This window comes from Nostoc sp. NMS9 (assembly GCF_017114995.1).
In the GTDB taxonomy this organism is placed as follows: Bacteria; Cyanobacteriota; Cyanobacteriia; order Cyanobacteriales; family Nostocaceae; genus Nostoc.
Map to the genome: position 1 here is coordinate 77,748 of NZ_JABXKL010000054.1, position 22,717 is coordinate 100,464.

Annotated in this window: 23 protein-coding genes and 1 pseudogene; 12 read left to right on the plus strand and 12 right to left on the minus strand. The window is 41.6% G+C overall.

The window, feature by feature from the left end:
* On the plus strand, positions 1-846 hold the full coding sequence (locus HWQ40_RS16820) for a GNAT family N-acetyltransferase (protein WP_292779712.1): 846 nt from the start codon (positions 1-3) through the stop codon (positions 844-846).
* A 443-nt stretch (positions 847-1,289) separates the two neighbouring features.
* On the opposite strand, the gene HWQ40_RS16825 is transcribed toward HWQ40_RS16820, so the two are convergent.
* On the minus strand, positions 1,290-2,576 hold the full coding sequence (locus tag HWQ40_RS16825; RefSeq protein WP_292779714.1) for a hypothetical protein: 1,287 nt from the start codon (positions 2,574-2,576) through the stop codon (positions 1,290-1,292).
* Positions 2,577-2,717: 141 nt separating this feature from the next.
* Here HWQ40_RS16825 and HWQ40_RS16830 point away from each other — a divergent pair, with 141 nt between their 5' ends.
* The 4 genes from HWQ40_RS16830 (at position 2,718) to HWQ40_RS16845 (ending at position 7,672) form a co-directional block, all read left to right on the plus strand.
* Positions 2,718-2,888, plus strand: a complete 171-nt coding sequence (locus HWQ40_RS16830; protein ID WP_292779716.1) for a hypothetical protein — start codon at positions 2,718-2,720, stop codon at positions 2,886-2,888.
* Positions 2,889-2,933: 45 nt separating this feature from the next.
* Complete coding sequence (locus HWQ40_RS16835) at positions 2,934-4,625, plus strand: dynamin family protein (RefSeq protein ID WP_292779717.1); 1,692 nt, start codon at positions 2,934-2,936, stop codon at positions 4,623-4,625.
* Positions 4,626-4,667: 42 nt separating this feature from the next.
* Positions 4,668-5,291: a hypothetical protein gene (locus HWQ40_RS16840; protein WP_292779718.1), complete on the plus strand. Its 624-nt coding sequence runs from the start codon at positions 4,668-4,670 to the stop codon at positions 5,289-5,291.
* 92 nt (positions 5,292-5,383) lie between these two features.
* Positions 5,384-7,672, plus strand: a complete 2,289-nt coding sequence (locus HWQ40_RS16845; protein WP_292779719.1) for an FUSC family membrane protein — start codon at positions 5,384-5,386, stop codon at positions 7,670-7,672.
* Between the two features lie 246 nt (positions 7,673-7,918).
* Here HWQ40_RS16845 and HWQ40_RS16850 read toward each other — a convergent pair whose 3' ends face one another.
* Positions 7,919-8,245, minus strand: a complete 327-nt coding sequence (locus HWQ40_RS16850; protein WP_292779720.1) for a DUF3140 domain-containing protein — start codon at positions 8,243-8,245, stop codon at positions 7,919-7,921.
* Positions 8,246-8,254: 9 nt separating this feature from the next.
* Entirely contained in the window at positions 8,255-8,470 is a 216-nt protein-coding gene (locus HWQ40_RS16855; RefSeq protein ID WP_292779721.1) for a DUF2945 domain-containing protein, read from the minus strand.
* Between the two features lie 244 nt (positions 8,471-8,714).
* Here HWQ40_RS16855 and HWQ40_RS16860 point away from each other — a divergent pair, with 244 nt between their 5' ends.
* Entirely contained in the window at positions 8,715-9,398 is a 684-nt protein-coding gene (locus HWQ40_RS16860) for an ATP-dependent Zn protease (RefSeq protein WP_292779723.1), read from the plus strand.
* Positions 9,399-9,509: 111 nt separating this feature from the next.
* Here the strand turns inward: HWQ40_RS16860 and HWQ40_RS16865 are convergent, their stop codons facing one another.
* Positions 9,510-10,802: a glycoside hydrolase family 10 protein gene (locus HWQ40_RS16865; RefSeq protein ID WP_292779724.1), complete on the minus strand. Its 1,293-nt coding sequence runs from the start codon at positions 10,800-10,802 to the stop codon at positions 9,510-9,512.
* Between the two features lie 325 nt (positions 10,803-11,127).
* Here HWQ40_RS16865 and bchI point away from each other — a divergent pair, with 325 nt between their 5' ends.
* Together bchI and HWQ40_RS16875 are read left to right on the plus strand one after the other, a co-directional pair.
* Positions 11,128-12,252 carry a magnesium chelatase ATPase subunit I gene (bchI, locus tag HWQ40_RS16870; protein ID WP_292779725.1) on the plus strand — a complete coding sequence of 375 codons (1,125 nt, stop codon included), beginning with the start codon at positions 11,128-11,130 and terminating at the stop codon, positions 12,250-12,252.
* A 219-nt stretch (positions 12,253-12,471) separates the two neighbouring features.
* The gene (locus HWQ40_RS16875) at positions 12,472-12,768 is read left to right on the plus strand and encodes a hypothetical protein (RefSeq protein WP_292779727.1); all 297 of its coding nucleotides are present in this window, start codon (positions 12,472-12,474) and stop codon (positions 12,766-12,768) included.
* A 69-nt stretch (positions 12,769-12,837) separates the two neighbouring features.
* Here HWQ40_RS16875 and HWQ40_RS16880 read toward each other — a convergent pair whose 3' ends face one another.
* Both HWQ40_RS16880 and HWQ40_RS16885 read right to left on the minus strand, forming a co-directional pair.
* Positions 12,838-13,926, minus strand: a complete 1,089-nt coding sequence (locus HWQ40_RS16880; RefSeq protein WP_292779728.1) for a nucleotidyltransferase domain-containing protein — start codon at positions 13,924-13,926, stop codon at positions 12,838-12,840.
* Positions 13,927-14,243: 317 nt separating this feature from the next.
* Entirely contained in the window at positions 14,244-14,477 is a 234-nt protein-coding gene (locus HWQ40_RS16885) for a Nif11-like leader peptide family natural product precursor (protein WP_292779729.1), read from the minus strand.
* A 582-nt stretch (positions 14,478-15,059) separates the two neighbouring features.
* Here HWQ40_RS16885 and rplU point away from each other — a divergent pair.
* Positions 15,060-15,467, plus strand: coding sequence for a 50S ribosomal protein L21 (gene rplU / locus HWQ40_RS16890; protein WP_292779776.1), 408 nt, complete (start codon positions 15,060-15,062; stop codon positions 15,465-15,467).
* 29 nt (positions 15,468-15,496) lie between these two features.
* The gene (rpmA, locus tag HWQ40_RS16895) at positions 15,497-15,778 is read left to right on the plus strand and encodes a 50S ribosomal protein L27 (RefSeq protein ID WP_292779730.1); all 282 of its coding nucleotides are present in this window, start codon (positions 15,497-15,499) and stop codon (positions 15,776-15,778) included.
* A gap of 687 nt (positions 15,779-16,465) precedes the next feature.
* On the opposite strand, the gene HWQ40_RS16900 is transcribed toward rpmA, so the two are convergent.
* The 4 genes from HWQ40_RS16900 to zwf all read right to left on the minus strand — a co-directional run bounded on the left by HWQ40_RS16900 (position 16,466) and on the right by zwf (position 19,690).
* Entirely contained in the window at positions 16,466-16,795 is a 330-nt protein-coding gene (locus tag HWQ40_RS16900; protein WP_292779732.1) for a beta/gamma crystallin-related protein, read from the minus strand.
* A gap of 379 nt (positions 16,796-17,174) precedes the next feature.
* Positions 17,175-17,390 carry a hypothetical protein gene (locus HWQ40_RS16905; RefSeq protein ID WP_292779733.1) on the minus strand — a complete coding sequence of 72 codons (216 nt, stop codon included), beginning with the start codon at positions 17,388-17,390 and terminating at the stop codon, positions 17,175-17,177.
* 293 nt (positions 17,391-17,683) lie between these two features.
* Positions 17,684-18,085 carry a fasciclin domain-containing protein gene (locus HWQ40_RS16910; RefSeq protein WP_292779734.1) on the minus strand — a complete coding sequence of 134 codons (402 nt, stop codon included), beginning with the start codon at positions 18,083-18,085 and terminating at the stop codon, positions 17,684-17,686.
* Between the two features lie 66 nt (positions 18,086-18,151).
* Positions 18,152-19,690: a glucose-6-phosphate dehydrogenase gene (zwf, locus tag HWQ40_RS16915; RefSeq protein WP_292779736.1), complete on the minus strand. Its 1,539-nt coding sequence runs from the start codon at positions 19,688-19,690 to the stop codon at positions 18,152-18,154.
* A gap of 79 nt (positions 19,691-19,769) precedes the next feature.
* Between zwf and HWQ40_RS16920 the strand changes: the two are divergent.
* Positions 19,770-20,060, plus strand: a pseudogene (locus tag HWQ40_RS16920) (cytochrome b/b6 domain-containing protein); the annotation flags it as partial.
* A gap of 8 nt (positions 20,061-20,068) precedes the next feature.
* On the plus strand, positions 20,069-20,785 hold the full coding sequence (locus tag HWQ40_RS16925) for a molybdopterin-dependent oxidoreductase (RefSeq protein WP_292779738.1): 717 nt from the start codon (positions 20,069-20,071) through the stop codon (positions 20,783-20,785).
* A gap of 129 nt (positions 20,786-20,914) precedes the next feature.
* Here the strand turns inward: HWQ40_RS16925 and HWQ40_RS16930 are convergent, their stop codons facing one another.
* Together HWQ40_RS16930 and HWQ40_RS16935 are read right to left on the minus strand one after the other, a co-directional pair.
* Complete coding sequence (locus HWQ40_RS16930; protein ID WP_292779740.1) at positions 20,915-21,475, minus strand: hypothetical protein; 561 nt, start codon at positions 21,473-21,475, stop codon at positions 20,915-20,917.
* Positions 21,450-22,205: a GNAT family N-acetyltransferase gene (locus HWQ40_RS16935; protein ID WP_292779741.1), complete on the minus strand. Its 756-nt coding sequence runs from the start codon at positions 22,203-22,205 to the stop codon at positions 21,450-21,452. The genes HWQ40_RS16930 and HWQ40_RS16935 overlap by 26 nt, the downstream gene beginning before the upstream one ends.
* Between the last annotated feature and the right edge of the window lie 512 nt (positions 22,206-22,717).

Genomic DNA, 22,717 nt, shown 5'->3' on the forward strand with positions numbered 1-22,717 from the left:
ATGATCCCTGACAACTTCATCGTCCGCAAAATGAACAGGTCGGAAATTGATTTGGCGATTACTTGGGCAGCAAGCGAAGGTTGGAATCCAGGAAGGTATGATGCTGAATCTTTTTATCAAACTGACAAGAACGGTTTTTTATTGGGCGAGTTGAATGGTGAGCCGGTGGGGTGCATTTCTGCTGTTGCTTACAATCAACACTTCAGTATTCTAGCTTTTTACATTGTGAAACCCCAGTTTCGTGGGCAGGGGTTGGGTATGAAAATTTGGAAGACAGCAATTGACTATCTAGGTGCTGACCGTAACATCGGTTTGGATGGTGTAGTAGCTCAACAAGATAACTACAAAAAGTCTGGCTTCCAAATCGCTTATAACCATATTCGTTATCAAGGGGTGGGTGGCGGTGTTGTGCCTGCTGATATCGTCGAACTGAAAACAGTGCCTTTTGAAGAATTGGTAGCTTACGATTGCCAACTTTTTCCTTCTAAGCGTTCACTGTTTCTGCGACATTGGATTGAACAGCCAGAAAGTGCTGCTTTCGGGTTTCTCAAAAATGGATATCTTGTTGGTTACGGAGTTATCCGGTCTGCTTATACAGGTTTTCGGATTGGGCCACTGTTTGCTAATGACGAACAGATTGCTGAAGCATTATTTCAAGCATTGCTTGCAGAAAATCCTCATGCTCCAGTGTTTGTTGATGTGCCGGATGCAAATGTACAAGCGATTAACCTAGTTCAACGTTACCAATTGCAGCCAGTCTCTCAAACTGCTCGGATGTACACTAAAGAAATTCCTAGTTTACCTATTAATCGCGTCTTTGCTGTGACAAGTGTGGAACTAGGTTAGAAACAGACAAACAATGTGTTTAGACCCCTAATATACAATCCCACTGTGAGCGCGTGAGTTTTTCTATGAGTCTATGGTAATATAGGACTCCGATTTGATTTTTGAAAACATACTGAGACTGAAAAGCCCGTTTTATTAGGGTTTTATCTAAAATCTTGTTCAGAAATCAGATAGGAGTCTTATAGAACAGTAGTATTTCTGTACCTCACGTTGGCGTAGCCTCTCGTAGAGAAGTTGAAATCTGCTGTATATACAAACAAAGTCCGCCTAAGCGGACTTTAAGAATAGTTATTTCAAGAATCGCCGTAAGCAAGTCGGTGGGAAAAAACACAACCATATTAAGAAAGATAAACAAGGCTCAAACTCTCTTCCCTTCTGCCTCCTACCTTCTGCCTCCTGCCTCATCCTAACTACAAATATTTACGCCGTTCTACTTAGGTGTTTTAGTTGGCTGAAACTAACTCTGTCTCATCTTTCGATTCATCTCTGATTTTAAAGTAGTAATAAAGATTACCAACAGTTAAGTCTGATGCCTGTTGCAAATTAGATGTAATTAATGTTTTATAACCAGTAATTCCAGCTTGTTGACTAATATAAAATTCATACTCTCGACGTAGTTCCGGCTCGAATATAAATAACAACTGGTCACGAAGCGAGTAGAAATGAGATTTTTCGGCTAAACTCTCATATACTAATTGCTCTGGCGGTTCTGCTACATTGATTGTGGAGTTGTGAGTCTCTGGACTATTAAAATCAGCACTACTTAAAAGCTTTAATTCTGATGAAGGAAGCGATCCCATCCAATCAACATGATTTTGCCACGAATCCAATACCGCTAAATCATGATTTTTAATGCGAATAATTTCAGGAAAGAGAAAATCAAGTTCATCATGTGATTCACAGCGATTAATCACAGTGAGAGCATCTTCACAGATTTTATCTTGGAGTAGGATGAGGCGATCGCTCACTGCTGAAACCTCATTCTGCACTTGATAAGTTGCAACAATTACCTGTTCAATTATCCAAGCGCATTCGAGTCTGCGTAGTTGACCAGCTGCACAGGCTTCTTCCAGTAGATGCGGATTGCTGTAATCTGCTAAAGCCGCAAATAACATTCCCCTAACACCATCAATCTCAGCATTTCTTCGGCTGAAATCTTGCAATTGCATCGCTGAACGGAAGCGGTTCATCGCCTGGATAAACACTCCATACGCCCTCACTAAAGCTGTGCGATGCTGTTCAAATTTGATATCTTGGGCTACTTGTTCGATTATTTGTCTAACTTCTACTCCTTGGTCTTTTAAGGCTTGTTTCAAGTCAATAAAGCCGTTTTTGACTTCTAGCCTCATTTGCTCTACTTCTTTTCTTAATTTCATTGTTTGGTGCAGGTTGACTGCTGTCAGTGCTACACCTGCTACTGTTCCCACACCAATCAAGGCTGTAGTTGCTTGCAGCACACCCAAGCTAGTCTGTATAGTTTGCAAGCCATTTAATACAGATGTAAAACCTTGCTGAGTTTGATACATCTGCGCCCCACTCGTTACTAGATTTGAAGCTGTTATCAGTGGAGATAAAGGGCTGTTGTTAACAGTAGCACCAATAGCATGACCTACAAACTGTCCAGTAACTGTATCTCTAGCCATGCTTAAGGGTACTCCATTGCTAAAGACTTGTAGATATTTCCCAGCATCAATACCAGCTTGGATTGCAGGCGTAAATTGGAACAGCATATTTCTAAGTTGCTAAAAGCTAATTTTCTTGAGCCTAACTGGTATAAAAAAGTAAAGATAACCGTATTTATTCGGTATATTAATTAATTTTGTCTAAATCTGGGCATACTAAGCCTGAAAACTTATCACTTTACATAGTTTATGGATACTTCACTAGTTAGCTCTCAGGCTGTTGAGCTATTGTCACAGATTACTGGACAAAAGCTGACTCTAAAAAATCTCACACCACCCGTGATATTTCTGGCAAATTTAGTCACGGTGCTACTGGGAGTGATATTTGTAGATGGAACAGTAGCAGAGTCAGAAAAGTAACGTTTACTGACAACCCTTTATCGATTTAGTATTCCAGAAAGTGATGTGCGTAAGTTGACACATTTGATGATTAAGGGAGTCAAAGAAAATCAAGTTTATAAGCAAGTTAATAACTTACTAGCATTGGCGGCTCCGCTTTCAGAGTCAGAAAAACTTTTGTTGATTGGTTTTGGCTATGAAATGTCAGCAGCAGATGGTGAAATTGACTTATGCGAGAAAAAGTATTTGGAGATAGTCGCCAAACACTTAGGCATTCAACCGCAACATTTAGCAGTTTTTGAGGCTGGTTTTACTCATCAAGAAAATGTGGAGCCTGTTGATTTAAATGAAGTGCATTTTTTACTCAGCCCTGCTCGCTTTCAGGAACTGGATACTATATTTGTCAAGGCTGCAAGTGATATGCTAGCCGCTCTACCTGCTAAACCAGAACACAAAATAACTAAACAGCATAGCAATATATCCTATAGGGAGTTGGCAAAATTCCAGGAAAATCGTAAGCAATTAGAAACTTATTGTGGTCAAATTTCTCAAATAGTTAAAGATTGTAATGAGCGTAGCTTCTTACCTTACACTTTAATAGAAGAGATAGAAAAAGTATCTAAAAAAATAAAATTACAACGGTTTCGTTTAGCAGTTGTAGGCGAATTTAGTAAAGGAAAATCAACCTTACTGAATGCCTTGTTAGGTGAAGAAATCCAACCTGTAAGAGAAATTCCTTGTAGCGGCGCTGTGACAGTTTTGAAATATGGAATACAAAAGCGAATAATTTGTAGATATCAAAATGGAACAGAGGAAGAGATTACTTTTGAAGAATATCAACTAAAGGCAACGATTTCAGAAAATGCAGCTATAGATTGCCTAAGTGATGAATTGGCTGATTCTCAAATTGATGAAATTGTTTTTGAGCATCCTGATTTAGAGTTATGTAGTAGTGGGGTAGAAATTGTAGATTCTCCAGGATTAAATGAACATCCTGACCGTACTAAGATAACTCAAAAACTTCTTAAAGATACTGATGCAGTTATATTTCTAACTAATGCCTCATGTTCTCTAACTCAAGTAGAACGCGACTTACTCCATGATCTGAAAAATCAACTAAATTATGGTAAAGAAAATGAACCTGCAAATAATCTTTTTGTAGTAGGGAATTTTATAGATTTAGTGCGTAGTGATAAGGGACGTGAGCAGGTTAGACAGAGAATCGAAAGATTTGTAAATGGTCAAAATCCTATAATTGTAGGTGAAAACAGAGTTCATTTAATTTCTGCTCAAGCTACGCTAGAGGCAATCTTGCAGGAAGATGAAAATGAGTATTTGAAAGCCTTCCAAAATTTTACTCAGTCTATTGATAAATTTCTGACTTTTGACAGTGGAAAACTGAAAATTAAGCACTTTATTACTCAAATAAATGCAGTCACACAAAAAAGTTTAGATGGATTATATCAATTTGAGGATATTTTAAAGGGTAAAATTCAAATTTCGGAAGCAGAAAAGCAGAAAATTTTGGAAAAAATAGGAGAAGCTAGTGGGCGAGATGTCAAAATTAAAAACTTAGCAGAAATTAAACAAAAAGAAGTAATTAAACAAGCTACTCATTCATGGACTAAGTGGCGTGAAGAACTGAAAGAAAATATTACTCAACAAAGTCAACACTGGGATTCGCCATACAGTCCTGCTTTTAGTCAATATAAACTCATTAAGGACTACATAAATCAGTTTACTAAAACTGTGTCATGAGAAATAGATACATGGGGTAATACAAAAGTTAAAGATGTCATTTTGCTCAAGAATATTGAAGATTTAGATGTAAAAATAGCTGATGAGCTAAATGCCATTCAAAGTGAATTTCAAAGCATAGATATGCAGATACAAACAAATTTAAGTCAACAACTTAAACTTTCAATCAATGGTATAAATGATGATTTTATGGGTTTGGGAGGAATTGGTGGTGGTCTTGGAATTGGTGGTGCTTTAGCTGCTGGATTAATGGTATTTACAGGGTTTGGATTTATTGCTATAGTTCTTGCAAGCCTGGCTGCTGCAATCGCTGGTTCATTTGGTTTAGGAATGCTAGATTTTGATGGACTAAAAAACAAAATAAAGGCGAAAGTAATTGAAATAGGATTTCAAAAATTCAATGAGTCAATGGATAAAAATAAATTACCAACGCAGTTAGATGAAATTCTTAACTCAGTCTTTAATAGCCGAGTTGAATCAGCTAGTCGAGTAATTGCAGAAGCGATCGCACTTTACGAAAATCTCCTAGAACAGCAGGAAAAGGCTCACAATGAAACTCTGGAACAACGTGAGGCTGAAAAGATATGGATTTACCAACAGCGCCAAGAACTTGAGCAGGTACAGAATGGGCTGGAAACCATTCTCAGTAAATGCGCCATTGTTTAATCGCCTTCCTTACAGAGAAAAAATAGTTATTTCAAGAATGGCTAAAATGCTTTAAGAAGCGATCGCGCTTTGTTATAGTCGCCAGTTTAATAATGCCATTTACAGATAAACGTCCTCTGGGTTGGTTGTTGCAACAGTTTCAACTCCAGCCAGGTAAGCCCGCCATTGCCTCTGGATTGCGTAGCCTTTTTATACTGGGTGTCCCAATTGGAATTGGAATCATTACAAATCATGCTGCTGAAAGTGCGATCGCCACTATGGCAGCTTGGTTCGTTGGGATGGTAAATGTTGACGGAGCCTACCGTCAGCGAGCGACAGCGATGATAGCAGCTACCATTGGGGTGACTGTAATGTTCCTAATCGCAAGTCTGGTTAGCAGTCATCTCTGGTTAGCTGTCCCGACTACCTTTTTGGTAATATTTATCACAGGTTTAGCTAGCCTCTATGGCAACGTGGCTGCATCTGTCAGCTTGATTACTTCGATTATGTTTGTGATTGCGCTGGCTAGATTCGCTTCATTTTCTAATTTGTCTACTCTTATTCAACACTGTGGGCTATGTCTGGCTGGTGGAACATGGACAACTGTCTTGTCATTGGGACTGTGGGTGGTGCGTCCTGATGTACCTGCAATGCAGATAGTCGCTAACTGTTATCTCTCATTAAGCAATTTTGTGGACTTGGCAAGCCAGAGAGCATTAAATCCAAAAGATCGTCAGCAGTGGGAACAGCGATTTTTGCAAGCTCAGGATACAGTTATTCAAAACTTAACATCTGCCCGTAGCGTCTGGACAACTATCTGGACTAGGCAAAAAGGAGCGAATCTACGGGGAAATCAGTTACTCGTATTAATCGAGGATATAAATCAAATTGTCAATTCTGTTGTAGCACTGAGCGAACTATTAGCGATCGCATCCGAACATCAACTATTTTCTCGGTTACAGAAAGAAATTCAGCAAGTGATAGAACAGTCGGCAATTGCTCTGCAAATGTTATCACAAGCGATCGCCAAAGGAAAAAACTCACCTCACTTAGGGGATCTTGATCGGAGTCTTGAAGCACTAGAACACCAAAGGCAAGTTCTGCGTTCTCAAGTCCTCAATCAAACCATCAATGCTCAGACAGATGAATATTCCGATCTCCTCAACCTTGGGAAGATTACAGCCAGTCTGACAAAGTTAGTAGAGCAAATTCATACTGATGCAGAGATTGTTACAGATTTAAGCCAGGGAAAACAGCGCAACAACATTGCCCAGCGAGATATTTCCCCCCCAGCCCAACCAGAGCGTTCTACAATTATTGATACGCTGCGAAATAATTTCACTTTTGATTCAGTCCTCTTTCGTCATGCGTTGCGCCTCGCACTGATCACAACTTTTGCTGAATTACTTGCCTCGCTATTTCAACTACCTAGAGGCTACTGGATAACGCTAACAGCTTTAGTTGCACTTAAACCCAACTTTGGTGGAACGTCCGAGACAACAGTCCAAAGAGTAGTTGGTACTATTTTGGGTGGAATTATCGGCATTGCTCTGGTTTTACTAGTTAAGAATCAATTGGCGATCGCAATTTGTTTCTTGCTGCTTGTGTTTGTTGCGATGTCGGTGCGACCGTTAAGCTACAGTATATTCACCATACTACTCACTCCCGCCATCATATTGCTACTCAACATTATTAGTGCAGGTGGCTGGAAGGTTGGAGTATTGAGGATCTTCGATAGCTTGGCTGGGGGTGTCTTAGCACTGCTTGGTAGCTATTTGCTTTTCCCTCGTTGGGAACGACAGCAACTTCCTGCACAACTGGAAAAGACAATTCGAGCTAATCTTGCTTACTTTCAGCAAGTAATAGCTAACTATCTCCATCCAGAACATAATGCGTTTGCTGATTCTATCAACATGCTACGCCACCAAGCAGCACTAGAGAACGCCAACGCCAACGCCGCAGCTCAACGATTGTTCAGCGAACCTCGTCACATTCAGGGAGAAATCGAACCTGTAATGACGCTGATGATATACATTCGTGGCTTTTTCAGTTCGGTAACAACTTTAGCAGAACATCTGGGGGAATTTAGCGGTGAGTACCAATTTCCTGAACTCAAGCGACTTGCCGATACCATTGTCCAAGTTTTGGAAAACTTAGCAGATGCCATTGGGCAGGGACAGCCACCCCAACCATTACCAGCGCTGGATAGCTATCTCGAAGCAATTCACTACCAAATTGAACAGCTACATACTGCTCGTTTATCAGAAATTGCTACCAATTCCAACACTTTAACTCCCACATTACAAGCCGTTCGAGAACAAACTCCGCTCTCCACAGAACTGGATCGAATTGTTAATGAAATTAAAGTTATACACTGTGTAATTGCTCGTCTGCAAGAATAATTTTCTTTTCGCGCTTCCTTGGTGCGGGTGTTAACCCCTTGATTTTCTAATAGTCTGCGTGCGTCAAACCTGATGACTTTTAATAGGTCAGCTTTTAACAAGTGCTGCGATCGCAGCTACCAGTTACTTTAGCAATATGGAGTTGAAATCCATCTGTAAAAACCTGTTTTTGTGTCGTTTCTGCGGCGTAAACACTTAGAGCGATCACACGAATTTGCCCACCTAAATGGCGGGCTATAAGGTACTTTACTTCAGTGGATCGTGTCCCCAATTCTTCAAAGAATAGCACCAGCGTGTGTGTTCCAAATCACCCGATGGCTTCTGTGCCATGTGACGATGGACGTAACTAATAACTTTCTTCATGTGCGAAAGATCGTCGTTGGTATAATCATCCTTTCTCTGCAATAGCTGGATGATACGCCGTCCAGATTTATGACCGATTGACTCATCGTCGCCATCCTTTTGCCCGACAGTTTGTGACTCATCCGTATCTAGCCAAGACTCTAGTTCTTTAGGTGTCATATTGACAACTTGATGAAACTCGTCAATCACCGCTTTAACATCTTTACTCATAACTAAGCATTACTCCTCTACTTTCTTAAGAGCATCAGGCTTGTGAGCAGCTTGTTTTCCTGTCTTATCACTTTCAACTAAGTATTCAGGGTTAGCTTCACTTGCAGCAACATGATGTTCTTTAATATCTGTAGGTGAAGTGAGCTTCTTTACTACTTTGCCAGTTGTCTTGCCTTGTGAAGTGTTCCATTCAACCCGATCGCCTTTTTTGAATTGTTCAGCCACATTTATCTCCTATTTGATGTTTTATACCTACTAAGGTCACATTATGTCTGCGACTTGAAAAGCAGCCATCATTCTAGTGATAGAGAAAACATCCGTTATTAAGCCAGTAATTTAATTAGGTATGAGATGTAAAAATTAGGCGATCGCTCCAACTAGCTTGATACAAAAGTTGTGCTGCATCTACGCCCGTCGTAGACATTGCCTCATAATGTAGAGAGATTAAGCTACACTCAGAAAACTCTCAATGAGCCAAACTAGCCTAAATTTAGTTGCAATATCTATCTTTCTTATGACCCTATCGGTACTGGTGGGGCCATTCTTCAACTTATCACCGGCAGTACCAGCACTTGCTACCTTCACCATCTTAGGCATAGCGACATTAGATAGCTTTAGCCTGCAAGGCAAGGGTGGTACTATCTTTTTAGATTGGATTGCTGGTTTTTCAAAAGAACACCGCGATCGCATCGTCCACCACGAAGCAGGGCATTTTTTGGTTGCTTACCTGTTGGGTATTCCCGTTACTGGCTACACACTCAGCGCATGGGAAGCCTGGAAACAGGGGCAACCTGGCCAAGGCGGCGTTAGCTTTGATGATGGAGAATTAGCGTCTCAACTAGAAGTAGGTAAAATCAGCGCCCAAATGCTAGACCGCTACTGCACTGTTTGGATGGCGGGTATTGCTGCTGAAACCCTAGTTTTTAATAATGCTGAGGGTGGAACTGATGATAAAAGCAAGCTGATAGGAGTCTTGACAATTTTAGGCTTTTCTGAATCAGTTTATCAGCAAAAACTGCGGTTTCATACCCTCCAGGCAAAAACTCTACTGCAAGAAAATTGGTCTAGCTATGAGACTTTAGTTAGTGCCATGCGACAACGCACTTCGGTCGAAGATTGCCATGCTGAGTTAGGAGTAGGGAGTGGGAAGTAGGAAGTTATATCAAGCTAGTAATGAAAAGTTTGTAGTAAGCATTTTAGTGCTTAGAAAATAAAGACAAAATTCCTTTCTACGAAATCATTAACATCATCTTAAACAGAAAATTTATTCAGCTCTGGCGCGGAGTGCAGGAGACGGAAAAAGATTTTCAAATCCAGCTTGTCGCTCAGTTAAAGATTCTAGAGCATCGTTCCAAAGACTTTCATAATAAAAGAAGGTTACGCCTAGACCGTGTTCTTGGGCAGCCCGCACCTGAGACTTAATTTGCTGCATGGGAACTGGATTATTTCGTAACCCTGTCATAATGCCAACTCCAGTTGGAATTCTTTGTTGCGCTTCTTGAATTTCTGCGCGGGAAATATTTGCTACAAAACTTTTTAGATCGGGACGATAAATTTGCACAATTAACTCGTCCACAATATTTTGTCGCATCCAACCTAGCCAATCTTGCAAGTGAAACTTGTAAGCAAAATCATAGTAATTAGGAGAAACAGAGAAAATCGCCTGGGGTTTTCTCTGCTTCACAGCTTGGTTAAGTTTTACCATGAACGCCGTAATTTTATCTGCCCGCCACTTTACCCATGCCGCATCTTGGGGATTTTTTGGTGGAGGATTCTTGGTTTCTTTGGTGTACAAAGCAACTGTATATTGGTCATAACCAAACTCGTGGGGCAAACTCATGTGATCGTCAAACTGAATCCCATCGGCATCATATTGGGTAACAGTTTCCAGCACAAGATTGGTGATGAACTGTTGCACTTGCGGATGGAACGGATTGAGCCACATCACCTCACCAGCCGCACTGTTTGAAGTTTGGCTACCATCCCGCTTTTGTGTGAACCAATCTGGGTAATTCATTGCTAGTTCTGACGTTGGGGGAGCCATGAAACCAAACTCAAACCAGGGAATCACCAGCAATCCTTGGCGATGGGCTTGGGTAATCAGGTCTGCGAGAATATCATGTCCATCTGAACCTTTGTAGACAAAAGGTTGAATACCTGCACGTTGTGCTAGGGCACTAGGATACATCACATAGCCAGAATTCCACACCACAGGATAGATTGTGTTGAAGTTCATCCGCCGCAGTTGACTCACCGCATCCTGTAATTTGTCTCGATTCTTGAGGGTGTCAAAATCATTGGTGGTCATCCAAACCCCGCGAATTTCCTGACGGGGTAACTGTGCAAAGGCGCTGAAGCGCGCACCTTCGGTGATCGCAGGGGTGAAACTGTCCACCAACAATACAGTAACAAACGATATTAAAATCAGAATCGGAAAAAGAGACTTGAGTAGTCGCCGCCAACTTTGAACAATAAAAGATGATTTCATAAATTTGAATGATGCATTAGCTACCCACACACGCCATTGCTCGCTTTTATAATTGAATCTACTAACCATATAGTTTACAAGTATTTATGCTTAGTACAAAATTGATGAGTTGGTAGTTGTTCGTTCTCTACTTATGGAACTTTTGCACCAGAAAAACTAAAACAGACAAATTAAGATAGTTGACGCAGCTAATAAGCATTTGTGCCCAATAGATATTGGTATGGGGAATGGAGCATTTAAAAGAGGCAGAGAGGCAGAGGGGAAAAACTTACTGCAACTTCCCCCTGCTCCCCTGCTCCTCTGCCTCCTCTGCCCCCGATCTTCACATTCCTCCACACCCCACCTGTGTCACAATAAAGAACTGTAATAAGAAAAATATTGTTAAGGTAATTTAGTGAGTCCAACTGCTCAATCCACGGCAAGTGCGCGTCGCGTAGTATTTCCTTTTACGGCAATTGTGGGCCAGGAAGAAATGAAACTGGCGCTGCTATTGAACGTGATTGACCCCAAAATTGGGGGTGTAATGATTATGGGCGATCGCGGCACCGGGAAATCCACAACTATCCGGGCGCTGGCGGATTTGCTACCAGAAATTTCTGTGGTTGCTAATGACCCCTTCAGTAGCGATCCTAGCGATCCCGACTTGATGAGCGATGAAGTCCGCCAACTTTTAGAACAAGGGGCGGAAATTCCCGTAGCTCACAAAAAAGTCCAAATGGTAGACCTGCCGCTAGGAGCTACAGAAGACCGAGTTTGTGGCACAATCGACATCGAGAAAGCTTTATCTGAAGGTGTCAAAGCTTTTGAACCGGGACTGCTAGCAAAGGCTAATCGGGGCATTCTCTACGTGGATGAAGTCAACTTACTAGATGACCACCTTGTAGACGTGTTACTCGACTCCGCTGCTAGTGGATGGAACACTGTAGAACGGGAAGGTATTTCTATCCGTCACCCCGCGCGTTTTGTGCTTGTGGGTTCTGGAAACCCCGAAGAAGGCGAACTGCGCCCCCAATTACTTGATCGCTTTGGGATGCACGCAGAAATTCACACAGTCAAAGAACCAGCCTTGCGGGTGCAAATCGTTGAACAACGGGCGGATTTTGACCAAAATCCGCCCGTATTTCTCGAAAAATACAAACCCCAGCAAGAAGCATTACAAGAGCAAATTGTCAATGCTCAACAGCTTTTGCCAGAAGTGAAAATTGACTACGATCTGCGGGTAAAAATTTCTGAAGTCTGTTCAGAACTAGATGTGGATGGTTTGCGGGGTGACATTGTTAGTAACCGCGCCGCCAAAGCCTTAACAGCTTATGAAGGACGCACTGAAGTTACAGTTGATGATATCCATCGCGTAATTACGCTATGCTTGCGTCACAGACTGCGGAAAGACCCTTTAGAATCGATTGATTCTGGCTATAAAGTCGCCAAAGTTTTTAGCCGCGTCTTTGGCGTCGAACTACCAGAAAGTGATACTGCACAAAAAAACGGCACAGGTCAAAAATTAGGGGCTAGGGGTTAAAAGTTAAAAGTGAGGAGTTAGGAGTTAAGAGTGAGGAGTTTTGAATGGAAAGCTGCTTCGTGACTCATAACTTTAATTCTTCACTCACCACTGACTATATAATTCACAACTCCTAACTTTTAACTCAGGATTCACCACTGAGCTATATAATTCCTAACTCCTAACTCCTAACTCATAATTTCTAACTCCTAACTCCTTACTTTTAACTCAACACTGACTATGAGATTTTGGTCTTTTTGGTTCAACAGCTTTGTTCTATCTAGCCAATACAACCCGCCCAGGTTTGTAGAATTATTGATGCTCTTATTAGCGATCGCGATGCTGGCAATAGCCAGTATTTTACCCGACATACCCTATTTAATCTTAGGCTTGAGCTTAGTAGTGGGGGCATCTATTTCTATCTTAGTGCGGGAAGCGATCGCCCCCTCACCCCAGAGACGAATTACCCAACTAACAGCATCCCTATTACTCATCATCAGCCTCTATGGCTTTGCTGACTTAATGTACGCTCTTTAATGGGGAATGGGGAATGGGGAATGGGGAAGAAACTTAATTAACAATGCCCAATGCCCAATGCCCAATAGCTTACCAATTCTGCATTTCCACCAATTCCATACACAACTCATTAATTTCCTCCAAATCAGGTTTATGAGGTAGGGCAGATTGTTCGCAAACAATTTCCATTTCGGCGACCAAATCTTCTGCCATTTTCATCACTTGTTCATAAGAATACTCACCTTTTAAAATAGCTTTTAAATCCTCAACATCACCAGCTATTCTCCTATCTACAATTACTTCACCTCGCTGCAATATTTCTACTCCGCTGCGTAACAATCTAATGCAGTGCATTCCATGTTTGAGGTCAAAACCCGACTTTCTTTCCATTTCTGCCCTAGCCGGATTTCTATTCTCTTGCCAAGATAAGTAAGCCTTCCATTCTCTTAAAGCTATTTGATAGCTTTGACTTTTCTGAAGCAGACGAATAAAATCTTTACGGCTATTGGTTAACTTTTGTGTATATTCCAAAGTTTCATCGGGTAAAGTATATTGTTTTAACACTCCTTTAAAATCAATATCTGCTGTCAGCAATTGATATAATTGTTCCGCTTCTTCCAAAAATTCAATCCGTCCTCTGATTAAGTTATAAAGATACTCCAGAAAAGCATTTAGCTCATCTTTACTCAGAGGTGTTTCGTCTTCTATAGCGAAGTCAGATGGTATCGGTTTTTTTTGCGGTGGCTTTAACAACCACTTACGATGAGTTTCCATCTTTTTGATTTGGGCAAAGGCATAACCAGTGTAAGTATGTTTTACCTTCTTGCTCAAAAATAACTGTTTATGATTAATTAAATGCTGTCCGACTGCGCTTAAAAAAGGATAGTTATTTAACCAGAGCAATTCTAAAACATTGGGATTTGCGCCCGCTAATAACTGGAGGATTTTTCTTAATTCATATATAACTGTGTCTTTGTTACCATCAACGAATGGAAATATTCCTGGTTCATCCCAACCAGTATCTTTTTGTTCTATCCGATCAAATCCCAAGTAGTACCTTTTGGGTGCGATAAACACTCCCCGATAATCAAAGTCGGAATCAGGACGATTTAAACCATAACCGTGGCTACCAGCCAAACCAATTAAAATAGTTCTTTGCTCAACTTCTATTCTTTTCATATCACCTGATTAAAATATAGTCATCCTAACTCATGAGTTAAGCAGGTGGCGAGATGGAGAGTAGAGAAAGGATTTTTAACTCTCTTTAGATATTCCATAGATATTGTCACAGCATAAAGACAGCTGACAATCGGTATATAACAGCCCTACTTAATCATTTGCGAACAATAAAATCCCCGACTTCTCTAAGAAGTCAGGGATCTGAGTTTTATGTTTAACAAGAATACCCCTAAAGGAGATGATGCAACGGTATCCCCTTGAGTAGCAAAACTTGTCAATTCAGTTATTCTTATACTTTCGGTTTCCTAGAACAGGAATTATCTAGGATAAATGTGGCGTCTATTCCCCCATCCTGGATTGACAATGGCAGCTAAATCTTCTTCAGATAATTTGCTGATTTCACTATCCAGTTCTCTGGCGGTGAAATCATAGCCACGCTCTTGAGCAATTTTGATGAAGGCTTCTGGATCGGCTGTTGCTTTGAGTCTTTGCTGTAACGCTTGATCTTGTTTTACCGCTTGAAAAAGTCGGGCAGCATTTTCCTGTGTCATGACAATCAATCTCCTGTTTGAAATATCAGGTTTGAATGTGATAGTTTAACTTTTGAGGATTCACTAACTTTCGTAAAGAATTTCTAGATGAGACACCTTATATTTATATCTTAAAACAAAGAACAAAAATGTGTTGATTTTGATAAAAAAATATAACTTTTCAGCTAATACGAACTAATGTTAATTTTTGATAGATTCAGCCCTAAGATAGTAGCAATTTTTATTTAAAAAGTATTTGTTCTGACTTCTTATAAATACAATTTACATTCGTGCGAGTCGGCGATGTCTACGACGGGCTATGCCTATACTCATGATGACTGTTGGCTAATCCCTCCCCACTCTTGGAAAATGAGTGATTGCACAGAGTAATTAGCTGATTTTTCATTTTCAGGCTGACCAGACAGCAACGCCAAACCCAAAAATCCTGTTAGAGCTTGACTTGACGCCTATTAATCAAATAGTATGTTAGATTGTCTGTCTAATTCCTGCTCGGATCAGGTAGACATATTACAAAAGCTGGCAAAAGCGTCTCTACAGGAGATAAAAACCAGCTACCTGTACGGCAACCTCAAGGACAATTCCATGACCTACGCGATTATTGAAACTGGCGGCAAACAAATACGAGTAGAGCCAGGGCGGTTTTATGACATTGAACTGCTTGCGATCGAACCAGATGAAAAAGTTACAATAGATTCCGTATTACTCGTGCAGCACGATGGCGAAGTCACCATTGGACAGCCATTAGTAACGGGTGCGACTGTAGAAGGGACTGTACTGCGACATTACAGAGGTCGTAAAGTTCTGGTATACAAAATGAAGCCGAAAAAGAAAACCCGCAAAAAGCGGGGGCATCGTCAGGAAATTACCAGACTTATGATAGACTCCATCACCCTTAACGGTGCAGTATTTGCTGCCCAAGGAGAAGCGGAGAAGGAAACCCCCATTATAGATAACAGTCCTGCTGAAGAAGTTGAAACCGCTGCTGAATAATAAAAGAAGTAGATACACAAGAGGAAATCATGGCTCATAAGAAAGGAACAGGTAGTACACGCAACGGTCGTGATTCTAATGCCCAACGTCTGGGTGTCAAGCGTTATGGCGGTCAAGTTGTACGTGCAGGAAACATTCTCGTGCGTCAGCGTGGTACTAAATTCCACCCTGGTAACAATGTTGGTATTGGTAGCGATGACACTTTGTTTGCCTTAATCGACGGTGTTGTGACGTTTGAGAGAAAGGGCAAAACCCGTAAAAAAGTTAGTGTTTATTCACCCACAACTGCTGCTGAGGCAGTAGCAAGTTAAAGTGTTAGGGTGGGCACTGTTACCCACCCTAATCGTTAGTTAGCGCTGATGTGATAATCAGATTTGCACAAATATTCCAGCAGTTACTTAACTTTTAACCCTTATTTACTCTAAAAAATAAGTTCCTAACTCTTTTATTCTCTCTACCCAACCTTTCATCTCATCAGCGACTTTATACTTCCATTGAAGTTGAAGTACTTCTGTACTATGAGAATCATCAAATATAACTTTGTCTTTGTTTTCAAAGACTGGCGCCAGAAATTCTACCTGAGCAGCCTGATTAACTCCAGTTCGTCGTCTCGGTTGCTGTTACTGTTGGTCATGGTGTACGTTTGGCTGTGAGGATGCGTGCGATCGCGTCTGGGGATTTTTGGCAAGCCGCTTACTCCTGGGCTATTCTTCTGGTGTGCTTGCTATAAGCTTTAATCCATTAGCTTTCCAGGTTTAGCAACCAAAATTTTTCCTCTGTTAAAACTAAGCCTAAATCGTTGATATTTAAACCAGTGGGTAAATCGACTAAGTGCCGACTCTAAAAGTTATTTATGTCGGCACTTCCGAAACGCTACTTTGCGTTTTTTGCAGCTTCTCTAGCATGAGGGCGACGACACCAAGCGTGAATTACCACAATCGATGGCTACGGGTTTTGCATTACAGACTGCTGCTTCAATTTTCCCAGAACCAAGCACTCTAAGATGCGATTAATTTCAAGGATGAGATTGTGTCATTAGGTATCCCAAAGTTTTCGACCCAAGGATAGTAGCCTGGTCCTAGATCTTTGTAAGAACCTTTGTAATTTGCATCTGCATAGAAACGCCACGTTCCTCCTGTAATAATAATTGAGGAAGTTTCATCGTTAGCATCAGACCCAACGTATGAAACGCTTCGGGTTGCTTTTACTAATGTCTTACCACCATAATCGATGTTTTCACGAAGTACTACTAAAGCTCCACCCTTAATGGTACTAGCTTCTTCAAAGGAAAGCTCTACAAAAAGGGGATTTGTGTCAACAATTTTCATATTTTACTCCTTTGGTTAAGGAAATGGTTGTTACTACAGTTGTAGATAGTTGTAATGGACTGTCCGCAACTGCTTATACTCTTCAAAAAAATGAGAGATTTTCGGAAACTTAACAAAAGTTAATTGAGGATACCGTTGGCGAAATATTACTGAACAAAAAAGTTTTCTTTACTACTTGCTATTATGGGCAAAACGGAAGGAACACATGAGAATTTATAGAAAAGTTCAGCTATCTGAGCATTCCTTCCACAATCCAGTGTTTCGGTAGTAAGTTGAAGCCTTTTGTGTCATCTGAACGTTTGACGATCTCAAGCTCGATCTATCAGTTGCTTTCGAGCGATCGCTACTAGAAAAATGGCAGCGCCCTACGGCTATGCAATTAAACAGAAGAGACGGGGGAAATAAATCTCAATGTTAGGCGTTGCTGAATCAAATCCAGCAAATTACTTGTAATATGTGATTGCGATCGCAACAAAGTGGAGTGAATCGTCAGGGTTTGAGATTGCGACGCTGCGATCGCAATTGATTTGTGTTTAACCGCAGATGATATTATGGCGATCGCCTCCTGCTCCCAATGTAATTTTTGCAACTTCACAAGCTAGATGATTGTTCCCAAGTAATCACAGCCTTTGAGTACTTGCTCCCGACGCTTGGGCAAAAGGGGCGGTGAATACTAAGCGATATAAATATGTTGTATATCTACTAGCGATTCACTGGAAATATTTAACTATTTAAATCCAATTATCAGTAATAGATATACAACATTAACTACTAAATCTGAATAAGCATATTTAGTTTGGGTGATTTTGATTGCCAATAAAGGCAAAAAATCAAATGCTCATCCGATCGCAATTAAAAATTTCAATTAAAGCAAATATTTGAACAAAGTTATTCAGGAAATAATACATTGTCAATGACATGGATAACACCATTGTCAGCTTCCACATCCGAAGTCACAATGTAAGCATCATTCACCTTAACATCATTCTCAGCATTAACTTTGATATCTTTTCCCTGGGTTGTTGTTAGCTTTTGCAACTTAACTAAATCAGTCGCATTAATCTTGCCAGAAACCACATGGTACTCTAAAATCTCTCTTAACTTAATGACATCCTGTAGGAGTTCTTCTACGGCTCCTGATGGAAGTTTGGAAAAGGCTTCGTCTGTTGGGGCAAAGACAGTAAATGGCCCATCTCCTTTAAGTGCAGTATCAAGACCAGCGGTAGTAATAGCTGTTACCAAGGTGTTGAAAGAACCCGCATTAATTGCAGTATCTATAATATCTGGCATCTGATGTCACCTCAATTGTGCGAAAACTTGATGTTAAGAGATTTAGCACATAAGTGTATGTTTAGACTATAGGTCAATCCTCTGCCACTGCCGACCATCGCGCACTAACAAATCATCTGCTGCCGATGGCCCCCATGATCCTGCTGCGTAGTTGGGAAAGTTTTCAGGTGACGTGGTTGCCCAAGCCTCCAGAATTGGGGTGACGACGCTCCAGCCCAGTTCTACGTTGTCCGATCGCTGAAACAAAGTCGCATCACCGATCATGCAGTCGTACAGCAAAGTTTCATAGCCAGTACTCCGGATCTTGCCAAAGTAGTCAGTGTAGCAAAACTCCATTTCCACCGCATCCATTGTCATAGCGGGGCCAGGCACCTTTGCACCAAATTGGAGGTGAATTCCTTCCTGTGGTTGAATGCGGATGGTCAAAAAATTAGGTGTGAGGCGCTCGATCGAGGTTTGGCGAAATAATAGTGAAGGTACTTGCTTAAACTGAATTGCAATTTCAGTCACGCGTTTAGCCAAACGCTTGCCCGTTCGTAGATAAAACGGCACCCCTGCCCAGCGCCAGTTGTCGATATTTAACTTTAAGGCGGCATAAGTTTCAGTGGTAGAGTCTGACGCAACTCGTGGCTCTGAGCGATAAGCAGGCACTTGGGTATCCTTCACCGTTGCCGCACCATATTGTCCCCGTACAGTATGAGTTTGCACAGTTTCAGCAGTCAGCGGAATGATGGACTTCAATAGTTTTGACTTTTCATCACGCACCTCATCGGCTGAAAACGAGACTGGTGGTTCCATCGCCGTCATTGCCAGCAGTTGAAACAGATGGTTTTGCACCATGTCGCGCACTGCGCCTGTACCTTCATAGAAGTTGCCTCTGCCTTCAACTCCAACCGTTTCGGCTACGGTAATCTGTACGTGATCGATATGTTCACGATTCCAAATCGGTTCAAACAAGCCATTACCAAACCGAAACACCAGAATGTTTTGTACAGTCTCTTTGCCCAGGTAGTGATCGATGCGGTAAATCTGTTTTTCTTGAAGGACAGCACCAATGGATTTATTCAGGGCACGAGCCGAGTCCAAGTCGTGCCCAAACGGTTTCTCGATGATAACTCGCCGCCAGCGATCGCTGTCTTCGCGCACTAATCCTGCCGCACCAAGCTGCGTAATGATGTCGCAAAAGAAGTTAGAGGCAGTTGCCAGGTAGAACAAATAGTTTCCCTGAGTACCACAGTCTCGATCGACTTGAGTGAGTAAGTCTTGTAACTGATGGTAAGTGTCAGCTGACTCAAACTCACCAGCAAGATAGTACAGTCGCTGCTCAAGCGTTTGCCAAAGATGATCGTCTACGGGAACCGTTGCAAACTCATGAATGTCTTGGGTGAGTTTGTTACGAAAATCGTCCTGACTCATTGAAGTGTGTGCGATTCCAACGATCGCAAATTCCGGCGGTAGCAAATTGCTTTGTTTGAGGTTGTAGAGGGCGGGAAGCAGCAGACGCTTGGTTAAATCTCCCGCTGCTCCAAAGATAACAATCGCACAGGGTTCTACCGGACGGATTGAGGCTTCAACAGGAACCTGGGGCGTGGTGGCAGCCGTCATGATGAAATCTCCGCATGTTCTTCAAGATGTCCACCAAACTATAGCGCATTGCAGACAGCAGTTTATCTGGAAACATCGCGGTGACTTAAAAGCATTGCAAGTCAGCCAGAACCCAAAGCGCAAGAACTACGCATGGCATCGGCTAGTTTATACTGCTATCATTCCAGCGCTGCTGCTGGCAATTTTGAGTGGTCTGGCGATGTACAAACCTGCCCAACTGCATTGGATTTCGGGGCTGTTTGGAAGTCGGCAAACTCTACGCACTGTTCACTTTATTACTGTTCCCACTGTCATACTGTTTACAATTGCTCATTCCTTACTTGCCCTGAAAGTAGGAAGCATCCGTCTAATTAAGTCTATATTCCTTTAGAGGTACTTATGAGTCTGATTCTTCCCAAACGCACCCTATCTCGTCGCCGATTACTGCAACTATCTGGACTTTCAGGGGTAGGCTTTCTTTTTGGTGGCTGCGGAACAAATTTGTTCTCAGATAATCTGCGTCAAATATCTGAGCCACTAAACCAAAGTCTTGAAGCACTCCTGCTAACTCAAAAACCTATACCTGAATTTCCTGTCAGTGCCATAGAAGCAGACAAATTGCTGATTAATACCTTTGACTTCACCCCGCAAATTGATCCGGCGCAGTTTCGCTTAATAATTGATGGTGAGGTCAATAATGCAATGCAATTGAGTATGGCAGATATTCAAAAACTTCCCTTGACTTCAATGGTAATTCGCCATGTCTGTGTTGAAGGCTGGGCTGCGATCGTTCAATGGGGAGGTGTGCGATTACGAGACTTAGTAAGGCTAGTACAGCCTAAGTCAAACGTCCGCTATGTCTACTTCAAATCTGCTGATGGCTACTATGAAAGCTGGGATCTTGCTTCTGCCATACATCCCCAAACTCTCATGGCTTATCAAAAGAATGGACAACCCTTATCAGTTGATAATGGTGCGCCCATACGCCTAGCGTCTCCTATTAAACTGGGCTACAAGCAGAGCAAATGGGTAACTCAAATTACATTCGTCAGCAATTTGTTACCGATTAAAGGCTATTGGGAAGATCAGGGTTATGAGTGGTTTGCAGGGCTATGAGGGAGGCAAAAAGCTAATCTAAATCGGGTTCAACGCCTAGCGATCGCGGTGGGTCAGTTTGATACATCTTTTGGCAGTCCTGATGATGAAACTCTCAGTTCTATTATGATTGAATTGTTTTTGAGTAACTCAACACCTTGCAGAACGAGGCAGCATAAATTTCTCGCCCTCGGCTGCAAATTTACCGCGAACCATCAGCACAGTTTCATCAAAAGTATGGGTGAATGCTTGCACATCTTTGACATCCAGAAGTTCTGGACTCAAGTAAATCACCACTTCTTCAATTAGTTGAGGTATCTTACTAAGAATTTTCTTCAAAGGGCATATCTGCGTTGTAACTAGATCAAAAAGATGAAGTCGGGTACCTTCTATCTCCATACAAGCAATTAAATCTAAATCTTCTGCATAGTATAAAGGACGACTTCCTTCATTGACGCAGAATAAGGGTTTTTCGTTGACTACGCCAACTATATTAGAGACAGGAATGCGTGTTTCCAAAAGTCTGTGTAGTAATGTGTAATCTTTAGTATCTGTAAAATCCAGTATTCGGAACCTATAAGTGCTAATTGTGGGGTAACACTTAACTTTAAAGATGTGTTCTTCGACAACACGAAAGCCAAAAGTTAAGTAAAACTCTGGTTGCGATGTTGTCAGTACCAATGTTTCATAAATGCGATCGCGATCGCGCATCTAACAACGAGCCAGCTACCACACTTTTGGCGTAGCCTTTACCCCGCAGCGCTGGTGGTGTCCACACTCCACCAATTTGCACAATATCAGGTAGGCTGGCATTGAAAGCAGAGTAAGCAACTGGGGTATCTTCTTCTACCAAAACCCAATGCATTGTCATAGATTGACGGGCTTCAATTACGAGACGGCTAGCTGTTGTTGAACTGGGAATATCTCTTTGTCCTAAAGTTTCCACACTAAAAGCAGCACACCATTCAGTGAGTAATTCCAACTCCTCTGGATGTGGCAAACGACACTGCACCCTTGCTGATGCTAAAGCTTCAGGTATTTGCAAGTCTCGTAATCCTAGAGAAAACAATATCTCAGCCTCATCAAGCTGAGTTGGTCCGTTGCTAAATCCCAAAATGCTTTTTGTCGCTTCGACTTGTGCTGCTGGGCCACTAATTCCAGAAATAGCACGTCCAGATTGTGCTACAACTGCTTGCACCACTTCTGGCAGATGTACAGGGGCTTGGATTACGATCATCCCATTCCAAAAATGGGCTGCAACTGCCACTATAGTTTCATCTATATATGCCGCTATATAAGTTCCTTGAAATCTTGCACCTTGGTCAAGCAGTCCCACCGCTCGCCAATTAGAGCGCAAAAACATAGAAGTATCAGTGTGTTGCAAGAGAAATGATTCCAGCGATACTTCATCTCCAGGTTGCAGGGTTCTTAAAGTAGGCACAAAAACCTCCTGAGTGTCGAATTCAGTTTACCGAATAGGCTGTTTCGGAAATAGTAGCAATGTCATCTGTGAAGTTGGTTCTACCTAATGGTAATTGAAAGGGACACAACCTAACTGTGTCCCTAAATGAAGCTACTTCAACATGCTACATTGAAAAAGTAGCCATACCACAAGTAAGCGATCGCAAGCCTGACTGTTTCTTGAATCGGTTGCAAAGTATTAATCGCTCCCTAGAAATGACAGAAATTCACCAAAAAATTATTCCAGAGTCTAAGAGGATGTCTGAAAACTTTTTGGTGTCGTATTTGAGACCTGTAGATCCCCCTAAATCCCCCTTAAAAAGGGGGACTTTAAGAAGCTTTTCCCCCTTAAAAATGGGGGCTAGGGGGGATCAAGAGAAATATTTAATACTTCTGAGACATCCTCTAAGTTTTATGACCAATGGCATCTTACATGAAAAGGTAAAGACGGTTCGTAAGTAAGATAATCCAAAATCTAAATTTAAAATCCAA